We start from the raw sequence: 10143 nt of genomic DNA on the forward strand, positions 1-10143 counted from the left end.
ACTTCTTCGCTTTACTCAAAACAGAGATGTATCACGGTCAAAGCTTCACTGATGCTGATGAACTGATTGCAAATATCGAAGAATATATAGAGTATTACAATACAAAACGGATTAAGGTGAAATTTAAAGGCCTGACTCCGATAGAATATCGAAATCAGGCCTTGCAAGCCGCTTAACAGAAATGTCCAACTTTATGGGGTCACTTCACTCCGCGTGGGAACGAGAATTATGTCTTTTTGAGCTTAACTGACTAGCATTACCCTTTCGAGAGCTCCTTAAATTTAAACCACAGCTTCAGAGCGCGGACAGATTTCTGATTCAGGGAAAAAGTATTCAATTTCACGCGCGGCAGACTCTGGACTGTCACTACCGTGTACTGAGTTATGACGCATGCTGAGTGCGTAGTCAGCACGGATAGTGCCACATGCCGCTTCTTCCGGGTTAGTTTTACCCATCAGTTCACGGTAACGTGTAATCGCATCTTCACCTTCAAGAACTTGAACCATAATGGGGCCAGAAGTCATGAACTCTTTTAGCGGTTCAAAGAATGGTTTTCCTTGGTGTTCCGCATAAAAACCGCTTGCTTGCTCGTCAGTTAAACGAAGCATTTTCGCAGCGATAATGCGCAGTCCTGCTTTTTCAATACGATGATAAATTTCACCGATTAAATCACGTTCCACGGCGTCAGGCTTGATAATAGAAAATGTTCTCTCTAGGGCCATAAGATGTCCTTTTGCTTTACTTGTTGTTTTATTTTGTAAAGGCGGCTCAACGCCGCCTTTGTTTTGATCCAATTATTTAGCTTGGTCCATTAACACACGGGAAAGCGTTCTTACCCCCATACCCGTTGCGCCAGCCGCCCATTTATCACTTGGGGACTTACGGTAAGTACCCGCACAGTCAAAGTGTAGCCAGCCTTTTTTGTGGTCTTCTACGAAGTAAGATAAGAACGCAGCGGCTGTGCTTGCACCTGGCGTGTAATCACCAGAGCTGATGTTAGACAGATCAGCAAAAGGCGATGGCAACATTTCACGATGGAAATCCATCAATGGCAGTGGCCATAGGCCTTCATGTTCAGCTTTAGCGGCTGTCAGAGCTTGGTGTGACAGCTCATCATCAAAGCTCATTAGCGCATGGAAATCATTACCTAGTGCATTTTTTGCAGCGCCAGTTAAGGTTGCACAATCAATAATAAGCTCAGGCTTTTGCTCACTCGCATACATCAGACCATCAGCAAGAACGAGACGACCTTCAGCATCAGTGTTCATGATTTCAACTGTCTTACCGTTTTTGTAAGTGATGATATCGCCAAGTTTAAGTGCTCGACCAGAAACCATGTTTTCAGCACAGCAAAGGATCAATTTTACACGTTTGTTTAAGCCACGAAGAATAGAAAGCACCAGTGCGCCCGTCGCCATACCTGCACCGCCCATATCAGCTTTCATAGATGACATCGTGCCAGACGATTTGATGCTGTAGCCACCTGAATCGAATGTGATACCTTTACCAACGAGACATGCGTAAACCGGTGCGTCTTCTTTACCTGTAGGGTTGTAATCCAACTGCAACATAGAAGAAGTGCGATCTGAACCTCGGCCAACCGCAAAAATGCCTTCCCAACCTTCAGCAAGTAGATCTTTATCTTTTACGATGCGGTAAGAAACATGATCCGGTGCGATAGATTTCACAAACTCAGCCGCCATAGTCGCAAGCTGACGCGGTCCAACTTCTTCGGCGCTCTTGTTAATGATGTCACGAACCCAATCTGTCGCTTTAATACGCGCTTCAAGCTCAACTTGATCGGCTTCAGCCAGTGGTTGCCATTCTAGTGCGTTTCTTTTCTTGGCTTCGCGATAACCTTGATGGAAAGCCCAGATCGCTTCAAGATCCCAACCTTCACCTTGCAGAGATAAAGCACGTAGACCTTGATTATCTAATTTTCGAGCAGCACGTTGGATCGCACCTAAATCGTGAGACTGAGTAAGATGGATTGTCACACCTTGCTCAGAAAATGAGAGTAAAGCCTTTTCTCCCCACTGAGGCTGGGCAGCTTGTAGACTAATAAATACAGACATTTGTGTAGACATGGTTTCTCCTTGTCTTTGTAATGGCGGTTCTGCGCCACATCTGATCGTTAACCAACGGATGTTAACATTTTGTCAGGTTAATATGTCAACTTGATAATAAAATCGGGCTACATGGCCCGATTTTTTATTAAAAATTGTTAACTTAGCGAAGCTTGGCTGGCGAAATTAATCTCTCTCATCCATCCAGCATATAATGATCGCCTCGAGAATTTTTTCGTTCGAGCGATTTGGCTCATCCTCAAAATCTTCAAGTTCCAATATCCACTGATGCAAATCGGTAAAGCGAACATTTTGCGGTTCAACATTAGGATATTTTTCGCAAAGCTCAATGGCGATATCGCGTGAATCAGTCCATTTCATAATAGTGTTCCAGTGTCATGTTATCTGGCTTACAACAAGCCAAAGCTAAATGATTAATGATCTTCCGTTGCGTGGTTTATTGTGTACTTAGGCAGTTCAATAACTAAATCTTCATCCGCAACGCGAGCCTGACAGCTTAAACGTGACTCAGGTTCAAGACCCCATGCTTTGTCTAGCATGTCATCTTCCAATTCGTCACTCTCTTCTAGCGAATCAAAACCTTCACGCACAATGCAGTGGCAGGTGGTACACGCACAGGATTTTTCACACGCGTGGTCAATTCCTATACCGTTTTTCAGCGCCACATCAAGAATCGTTTCGCCAGTTTGTGCATCTAATACCGCACCTTCCGGGCAAAGCGTTTCATGGGGTAAAACAATAATCTTAGGCATTTTTTGTCTTCTCTTTAAATCTCGTCAACTGAATGACCAGCCAATGCAGCGCGAATAGATTTATCCATACGGCGCGACGCAAAATCTTGGCTCGCTTTATCGGTATCTTTTATTCCTTGCTCAATAGCATCCGCATTGTCACCGTTGCGTAATTCAATCAGTGACTCAATCGCTTTAACTAGAAGCTGTTTCTCATCATCACTCAGTAATTCGTCACCGTCTGCCTGCATGGCTGCAATCAGACCTTCGATGACTCGATCCGCTTCAACACGTTGTTCCATCAACGCTCTCGCTTGCATGTCTTCTTTAGCATAAGCCATAGAATCACGCAGCATTTGAGCCACTTCATCATCGCTTAAACCATAAGACGGTTTCACCTGGATCTCAGCTTGTACACCAGTGCTCTTTTCCATAGAGGTGACAGATAGCAGACCATCCGCATCCACTTGGTAAGTCACGCGAATGTGTGCAGCACCAGCGGCCATCGGTGGGATACCTTTTAGTGAAAAACGCGCCAGTGAACGGCAATCATCCACAAGCTCACGCTCACCTTGTACAACGTGAACACTCATCGCGGTTTGACCATCTTTGAAGGTGGTAAACTCTTGTGCTCTGGCAACGGGGATAGTGGTGTTACGTGGAATAATTTTTTCCACTAAGCCGCCCATAGTTTCAATGCCTAGAGAGAGTGGAATCACATCCAAAAGCAACATTTCTGAGTCAGGTTTATTGCCTGCCAAAACGTCGGCTTGGATCGCCGCACCAATGGCAACCACTTCATCAGGGTTAATGCTGGTTAATGGCGGGCGTCCGAAGAACTCACCCACTTGTTCACGAACAAATGGAGTACGTGTAGAACCGCCAACCATCACCACTTCTAACACTTCGTCCGCCGAAATTTGTGCATCTTTGAGTGCACGGCGACAAGACATCAACGTTTTCTTCACTAGTGGCTGGATCAGTTCATTGAACTGTTGTTTGCTCAGCACGCCAGACCAATCAAGAACATTCACATCCACTTGATCATTGTCTGACAACGCAATTTTCGCAGCCGTTGCTGCGTTTAATAGCTCACGATGTTTACTTGAACTTAACTGGCCTTCAATGCCCATTTGCTGTTGTAGGTATTCGGCTATCAGATGGTCAAAATCATCGCCGCCCAATGCTGAATCACCACCGGTTGCCAGCACTTCAAATACGCCTTTTGACAGACGCAGAATAGAAATGTCGAACGTTCCGCCACCTAAGTCATAAACAGCTATTACACCTTCCTGACCAGAATCCAACCCATAAGCAATGGCAGCTGCCGTTGGTTCGTTGAGCAGACGCAATACGTGTAATCCGGCAAGAGCAGCTGCATCTTTGGTAGCGACTCGCTGAGCATCATCAAAGTAAGCGGGCACTGTAATGACCACACCCGCCAATTCACCACCTAACGAGCTTTCAGCTCGTTGACCTAGTGTTCTCAGAATATCAGCAGAAACTTGAATAGGATTTTTGTCGCCATGAGGGGTTTGCATAATAGGCAAACCATTTTCACTGGCTTTAAATTGATACGGCAGATTTGGGTAACGAGACTGAATATCGCTCAGAGAGCGCCCGACAAGTCTTTTTACCGAAATAATGGTATTCGTAGGGTCAGCTTCAGCCTTATCACGAGCAGTGTAGCCGACAATTTTTTCTTCTTGGCAATAAGAGACAACGGAAGGCAGAATGCTGCGACCTTGCTCATCAACTAAAGTGGTTGCTGTACCGCTTCTCACTGAAGCCACTAACGAGTTGGTGGTTCCTAAATCAATGCCTGCAGCCAGTTTGTGCTGGTGCGGTGCAGAACTTTGACCCGGTTCTGCAATTTGAAGTAACGCCATCTATGGGTCCTTTTTTTAGAATTAGCCGAGCAGCTTGTCTTCGACTCGCTCTATTTCATTTTTTAATTTGGCAATAAATTTGAGCTTACGAACCGTGTCTGCTGCGATATCCCACTGCTGACCGTCAAGCTCTTGCTCTACTTGGTTAAGCTGCTGTTTATACATTTTCTCGACTTTACTATCAAAATCGAACAACGCACTTTCCGCATCAGAGCTTTCGATAATGGCTTCAAGTTCTTCACGCAGCTCCAATTGTTCCATTAAGAACATTGGGTCTTGAAGCGTTTGCTGCTCACCACGAAGTTCAACACCGTTGAGCGAGAGCAAGTATTCAGCGCGAGTAATTGGGCTTTTTAAAACTTGATTAGCATCGTTAATCTCTGCCGTCTTTTGTACCGACATCAATCGGTCACGCTCGGAAGCCGTGGCAAAGTTATCTGGATGAAAACGCTTTTGCAACTCACGAAACTGAGAAGAAAGAAGGCTACCATCCAGTTGAAACTGAATTGGTAGCCCAAATAATTCGAAATAATTCATGCTGATATCGGTCCTTTAATTCGATTTAGAGTGAGCATTTACTCACCCCAAATTCAGAGAACTCTTAGACGTTGAAGCTTTCACCACAACCACACTCGCCTTTGGCATTTGGGTTGTTAAATTCAAAGCCTTCATTCAAGCCTTCTTTTTTGTAATCCAGCTCGGTACCGTCTAGGTAAACCAAGCTTTTCGCATCAATGATAACTTTCACACCGTTATCTTCGAATACTTGATCACCGTCTTCAAGATCATCAACGAATTCTAGTACGTATGCCATACCTGAACACCCCGTTGTCCTTACGCCTAAACGTAGGCCGATACCTTTTCCACGGTTTTCTAAAAAGGTGCGAACTCGGTGCGCTGCTGCTTCAGTGAGGGTAATGGCCATACTGCTACCTTTGGGTCTTCTGTTAATTTAAGCGGGAGTAGCAACACACTACTCCCAATCACTAATTATTGTTGATGTTTTTTCTTGTAGTCTGCGACAGCAGCTTTAATTGCATCTTCTGCCAAAATTGAGCAGTGAACTTTTACGGGTGGCAGTTCGAGTTCTTCAGCAATTTCAGCATTTTTAATCGCGGCGGCTTCGTCAATTGACTTACCTTTCACCCACTCAGTCACAAGCGAGCTTGATGCGATAGCACTACCACACCCGTAAGTCTTGAATTTTGCATCTTCAATGATGCCTTCAGGAGAAACTTTAATTTGCAAACGCATTACGTCACCACAAGCAGGAGCACCAACCATGCCGCTCCCTATGGATGGATCTTCTTTATCAAAAGAACCAACGTTACGTGGGTTCTCGTAATGGTCAATTACTTTTTCACTGTATGCCATGATAGTTACCTCGAATCCTCTATATCGCTGGAAAGATTAATGATGAGCCCACTCTACAGTGCTCAAATCTACCCCTTCCTTGTACATGTCCCACAATGGAGACATCTCGCGTAATTTGTTGACAGCTACACGAATCAATTCAATCGCATAATCGATATCTTCTTCGGTCGTGAAACGACCGAATGAGAAACGAATTGAGCTGTGAGCCAATTCATCATCAAGACCAAGAGCACGTAGTACGTACGATGGTTCAAGGCTTGCTGATGTACATGCACTGCCTGAAGATACCGCAAGGTCTTTCAGAGACATAAGCAGTGATTCACCTTCAACGAAAGCAAAGCTCACGTTCAGGTTGTTTGGTAAACGCTGTTCTAGATCACCGTTGATCGAAACTGCTTCCATATCTTTGATGCCAGCGAGTAGACGATCACGCAGAGCTTTTGCGTGGTCGAAATCTTGTTGCATCTCTTGTTTTGCAATTCGGAATGCTTCACCCATACCCACAATTTGGTGAGTAGGAAGTGTACCAGAGCGGAAACCGCGCTCATGACCACCACCGTGCATTTGTGCTTCCAGACGAATACGTGGTTTACGACGTACGTATAAAGCACCAATCCCTTTAGGACCGTAAACTTTGTGCGCCGATATAGAGATCAGATCAACTTTCATCTCTTGTACATCGATTGGCAACTTACCTGCAGACTGAGCCGCATCGACATGGAAAACAACTTTACGTGAGCGACATAGTTCACCGATAGCAGTGATGTCTTGGATAACACCGATTTCGTTGTTTACATGCATGATAGAAACAAGAATGGTGTCATCACGCATTGCGGCTTCTAGTTTGTTTAGATCGATAAGACCATTTGATTCTGGATCTAGGTAAGTGACTTCAAAACCTTCACGCTCTAGCTGACGGGTGGTATCGAGTACAGCTTTGTGTTCAGTTTTGCAGGTAATGATGTGTTTACCTTGTTTTTGATAAAAGTGGGCAACACCTTTAATCGCCAGGTTGTCAGATTCAGTCGCGCCTGAAGTGAAGATAATTTCACGAGGGTCTGCATTTAATAGATCTGCAATTTGCTCACGAGCAGTATCTACCGCTTCTTCTGCCTGCCAGCCATAACGATGTGAACGCGATGCCGGGTTACCGAAAGTACCATCCATCGTCATGTACTGAACCATCTTTTCAGCAACACGAGGATCAACGGGGCAAGTTGCTGAATAGTCTAAATAAATCGGCAGTTTCATTTTCTACTCCAATGTAAAACGTCGTTCTTAAGAACGAACATTAATACCTACGGGTGCCGCACCAATGGTGACTGTGTTTGAATTTTTGTGTGCAATCCCGTGGTTAATCGCAAGACCGATGTCTTGGCGATCTGAAATTTCTAGTACTTCATTATCAACCATCAACTCACCAAGAGTGATGTTGTTAAGAAAGTCACTGATGCGAGAACTTAAATCACGCCACAGTGTATGTGTTAAACAGCGAGTACCACCTTGGCAATCACCTTTACCGTTGCATTTAGTTGCATCTACTGACTCATCAACCGCAGCAATAACAGTTCCGATTGAAATCGCATGACCATGCATACCTAGACGATAACCGCCACCAGGGCCGCGAACGCTAGCAACTAAACCTGCTTTACGTAATTTCGAAAACAGTTGCTCTAAATATGAAAGCGAGATGCCTTGGCGCTCAGAAATATCCGCCAATGGTACTGGGCTTTGTTGCGAATGCAGAGCCACATCTAACATGGCTGTTACCGCATATCTTCCTTTAGATGTAAGTCTCATATCACACCGTATCCACATTGATTATGTGGTTGGAAGTTTCACATACCTGACTTTTATGGTCAAGTATTTATTTGACTAAAACGCTCAAGTATTTAACCATTCAGTAACAATGGTTATTTTTTATTTTGTAAGCTTTTCTCTACCGCAGTCAAAACACCGCGTAATATATTGAGTTCTAGAGCTTCAGGACGTGCGCGATTAAATAAGCGACGAAGTTTATTCATCACTTGGCCTGGCTGTACTCCAGAGATAAATTGGGTGTCAATCATGACTTTTTCAAGGTGCTGATAAAACATTTCCAGCTCTTTGTGACGAGGATATTCCTCTTCAGCTTGAGGTATGCACTCTGATTGAGTCAGATTTAAATGAGCAATGCGGATTTCATAGCACAGAGTTTGTACCGCCATTGCCAAGTTCAAAGAACTATATTCAGGGTTTGCAGGAATACTAACGTGGTAATGGCAAGTTTGCAGTTCTTCATTGGTTAGCCCGGTACGCTCACGACCAAAGACTAAAGCAACCGGATGTTTTTGCCCTTCTAGCGTAAATTTCTCACCGCATTCACGCGCATCTAGCATTGGCCATTCCAGCGTTCTCGAACGCGCACTGCTACCAACCACCAGACCACAGTCTTCTATCGCTTCTTCTAAACTTTTAACAATTCGAGCATTGAGTGCGATTTCACTTGCGCCAGCAGCTAACGCAACAGCCTGAGCATCCACTTCACATTGAGGATCAACTAAAACCATGTTACTAAGACCCATCACTTTCATAGCACGGGCAGCAGAGCCGATATTGCCAGAATGAGAGGTTCCCACTAAAACCACTTTAACATTGCTTAACATGATGTTCTTACGCTACTCAATTTATAACCGCAGAATATTAACATAAACCTGAGTAAAATGGTCAGAAGCTTCACATTCCTTGAACTGAACGGATAAAAAATAACCACTTCCTTTTTGACAAACATTTGGTATACTGCGCACCGCTTTTTTCGTTCTTTAACATCCGTTGGGAAATCCGTATGCATCCTATGCTAAACATTGCTATTCGCGCCGCGCGAAAAGCAGGCAATCATATTGCTAAATCTCTAGAAACTCCTGAGAAAATCGAAGCCTCTCAAAAAGGCATGAACGACTTTGTTACTAATGTAGACAAAGAAGCTGAAAACATTATCGTTTCTACGATTAAAAGCTCTTACCCAGAGCACTGCATCGTTGCCGAAGAAGGCGGTCTTATCGAAGGTAAAGACCAAGATGTACAATGGATTATCGACCCACTGGATGGCACTACAAACTTTGTAAAAGGTTTGCCTCACTTCTGTGTTTCAATTGCGGTTCGCATTAAAGGCAAAACAGAAGTCGCTTGTGTCTATAACCCAATGCTCAACGAGCTTTTCACTGCTCAACGTGGTGCAGGTGCACAGCTAAACAACTCACGTATCCGTATCAAAGCAATTAAAGACCTGCAAGGTGCCGTTTTGGCTACAGGTTTCCCATTCAAACAAAAGCAGCATTCAGAATCGTACATGAAGATTATGACGTCTCTATTTGTTGAATGTTCAGACTTCCGTCGCACTGGCTCTGCCGCTCTTGACCTATGTTACCTAGCATCTAACCGTGTTGATGGTTACTTTGAACTTGGTTTGAAACCTTGGGATATGGCTGCAGGTGAACTGATTGCTCGTGAAGCAGGTGCAATCCTGACCGATTTCGCTGGCGGTACTGATTACATGAAATCAGGCAACATCGTTGGTTCAAGCCCACGCGGCGTGAAAGCCATTCTGAACCACATCCGTGAAAACGGTAATAGTGCAATCATGAAATAACGGCTCCGTCACAGCTGATATATAAAGAAAGCCCCTTCCTTCACCGGTTGGGGCTTTTTTGTACCGTTCTAGAAAAAATTTCTGATCAGTGAATGTGAATCGATAAGCAAACCCTCTGAGCCAAGGAAGGCTCAGCGGAGCCCCATGCAAGGACATTCTTATAAAAATAAGGGCGTGTTTGAGATCGATGCCCATTCGCTGTTCCACAAATTCCCAGTTTAATCACATTTTTATCTAGATTAATGTATTGGTCCCTCTCTACCTAATCTGATTCAAATGAGCCATATTGATTGATGAAAAGACAACAAATAACAGTAATATAGGATCCTATGACAAGCGTAACAGTCGGTTTAGATACAGCCAAATCTATTTTTCATGTTGTAGATAAAAATTCGTCTGGTCGCATACTAAAAAAAGCCAAGCTAACTAGAAAT

At 44.2% G+C, this 10143-nt stretch carries 13 protein-coding genes and 1 pseudogene; 3 read left to right on the top strand and 11 right to left on the bottom strand.

From position 1 onward, the window contains the following. On the top strand, window positions 1-176 hold a 176-nt coding region (locus ACK5MF_RS06630; protein WP_416920570.1), incomplete at its 5' end, for an IS3 family transposase. Window positions 177-281: 105 nt separating this feature from the next. On the opposite strand, the gene ndk is transcribed toward ACK5MF_RS06630, so the two are convergent. From ndk to trmJ, 11 genes are all read right to left on the bottom strand, one after another. Then, window positions 282-722: a nucleoside-diphosphate kinase gene (ndk, locus tag ACK5MF_RS06635; protein WP_416920548.1), complete on the bottom strand. Its 441-nt coding sequence runs from the start codon at window positions 720-722 to the stop codon at window positions 282-284. A 72-nt stretch (window positions 723-794) separates the two neighbouring features. Continuing rightward, window positions 795-2087 (bottom strand): aminopeptidase PepB, encoded by a 1293-nt coding sequence (pepB, locus tag ACK5MF_RS06640; protein ID WP_416920550.1) that lies wholly within the window; start codon window positions 2085-2087, stop codon window positions 795-797. Window positions 2088-2252: 165 nt separating this feature from the next. Continuing rightward, window positions 2253-2447, bottom strand: a complete 195-nt coding sequence (gene iscX, locus ACK5MF_RS06645) for a Fe-S cluster assembly protein IscX (protein ID WP_416920552.1) — start codon at window positions 2445-2447, stop codon at window positions 2253-2255. Window positions 2448-2500: 53 nt separating this feature from the next. Further along, entirely contained in the window at window positions 2501-2839 is a 339-nt protein-coding gene (gene fdx / locus ACK5MF_RS06650) for an ISC system 2Fe-2S type ferredoxin (RefSeq protein WP_416920554.1), read from the bottom strand. Window positions 2840-2853: 14 nt separating this feature from the next. Further along, window positions 2854-4707, bottom strand: a complete 1854-nt coding sequence (gene hscA, locus ACK5MF_RS06655) for a Fe-S protein assembly chaperone HscA (protein WP_416920555.1) — start codon at window positions 4705-4707, stop codon at window positions 2854-2856. A gap of 21 nt (window positions 4708-4728) precedes the next feature. Beyond that, window positions 4729-5244 carry a co-chaperone HscB gene (gene hscB / locus ACK5MF_RS06660; RefSeq protein ID WP_416920557.1) on the bottom strand — a complete coding sequence of 172 codons (516 nt, stop codon included), beginning with the start codon at window positions 5242-5244 and terminating at the stop codon, window positions 4729-4731. Window positions 5245-5308: 64 nt separating this feature from the next. Beyond that, complete coding sequence (iscA, locus tag ACK5MF_RS06665; protein WP_416920559.1) at window positions 5309-5632, bottom strand: iron-sulfur cluster assembly protein IscA; 324 nt, start codon at window positions 5630-5632, stop codon at window positions 5309-5311. Window positions 5633-5697: 65 nt separating this feature from the next. Further along, a complete protein-coding gene (iscU, locus tag ACK5MF_RS06670) occupies window positions 5698-6081 on the bottom strand; it encodes a Fe-S cluster assembly scaffold IscU (RefSeq protein ID WP_416920561.1) in 384 nt (127 codons plus the stop codon). A 36-nt stretch (window positions 6082-6117) separates the two neighbouring features. Next, the gene (locus ACK5MF_RS06675) at window positions 6118-7332 is read right to left on the bottom strand and encodes an IscS subfamily cysteine desulfurase (protein WP_416920563.1); all 1215 of its coding nucleotides are present in this window, start codon (window positions 7330-7332) and stop codon (window positions 6118-6120) included. Window positions 7333-7359: 27 nt separating this feature from the next. Further along, window positions 7360-7881, bottom strand: a complete 522-nt coding sequence (iscR, locus tag ACK5MF_RS06680; protein WP_416920564.1) for a Fe-S cluster assembly transcriptional regulator IscR — start codon at window positions 7879-7881, stop codon at window positions 7360-7362. 113 nt (window positions 7882-7994) lie between these two features. Continuing rightward, a complete protein-coding gene (gene trmJ / locus ACK5MF_RS06685) occupies window positions 7995-8726 on the bottom strand; it encodes a tRNA (cytosine(32)/uridine(32)-2'-O)-methyltransferase TrmJ (RefSeq protein WP_416920566.1) in 732 nt (243 codons plus the stop codon). Between the two features lie 179 nt (window positions 8727-8905). Here trmJ and suhB point away from each other — a divergent pair, with 179 nt between their 5' ends. Both suhB and ACK5MF_RS06695 read left to right on the top strand, forming a co-directional pair. Further along, window positions 8906-9709 carry an inositol-1-monophosphatase gene (gene suhB, locus ACK5MF_RS06690; protein WP_416920568.1) on the top strand — a complete coding sequence of 268 codons (804 nt, stop codon included), beginning with the start codon at window positions 8906-8908 and terminating at the stop codon, window positions 9707-9709. A gap of 329 nt (window positions 9710-10038) precedes the next feature. After that, window positions 10039-10143: pseudogene (locus ACK5MF_RS06695) on the top strand (IS110 family transposase); the annotation flags it as partial.

The organism is Vibrio sp. (assembly GCF_047973365.1).
Classification (GTDB): Bacteria; Pseudomonadota; Gammaproteobacteria; order Enterobacterales; family Vibrionaceae; genus Vibrio.

Bases quoted from the DNA above. Each gene is read 5' to 3' on its own strand.
- ACK5MF_RS06675 (WP_416920563.1), bottom strand. From the start codon at position 7,332: ATGAAACTGCCGATTTATTTAGACTATTCAGCAACTTGCCCCGTTGAT.
- iscA (WP_416920559.1), bottom strand. From the start codon at position 5,632: ATGGCCATTACCCTCACTGAAGCAGCAGCGCACCGAGTTCGCACCTTT.
- iscX (WP_416920552.1), bottom strand. From the start codon at position 2,447: ATGAAATGGACTGATTCACGCGATATCGCCATTGAGCTTTGCGAAAAA.
- ndk (WP_416920548.1), bottom strand. From the start codon at position 722: ATGGCCCTAGAGAGAACATTTTCTATTATCAAGCCTGACGCCGTGGAA.
- hscB (WP_416920557.1), bottom strand. From the start codon at position 5,244: ATGAATTATTTCGAATTATTTGGGCTACCAATTCAGTTTCAACTGGAT.
- iscR (WP_416920564.1), bottom strand. From the start codon at position 7,881: ATGAGACTTACATCTAAAGGAAGATATGCGGTAACAGCCATGTTAGAT.
- pepB (WP_416920550.1), bottom strand. From the start codon at position 2,087: ATGTCTACACAAATGTCTGTATTTATTAGTCTACAAGCTGCCCAGCCT.
- fdx (WP_416920554.1), bottom strand. From the start codon at position 2,839: ATGCCTAAGATTATTGTTTTACCCCATGAAACGCTTTGCCCGGAAGGT.
- suhB (WP_416920568.1), top strand. From the start codon at position 8,906: ATGCATCCTATGCTAAACATTGCTATTCGCGCCGCGCGAAAAGCAGGC.
- trmJ (WP_416920566.1), bottom strand. From the start codon at position 8,726: ATGTTAAGCAATGTTAAAGTGGTTTTAGTGGGAACCTCTCATTCTGGC.
- hscA (WP_416920555.1), bottom strand. From the start codon at position 4,707: ATGGCGTTACTTCAAATTGCAGAACCGGGTCAAAGTTCTGCACCGCAC.
- iscU (WP_416920561.1), bottom strand. From the start codon at position 6,081: ATGGCATACAGTGAAAAAGTAATTGACCATTACGAGAACCCACGTAAC.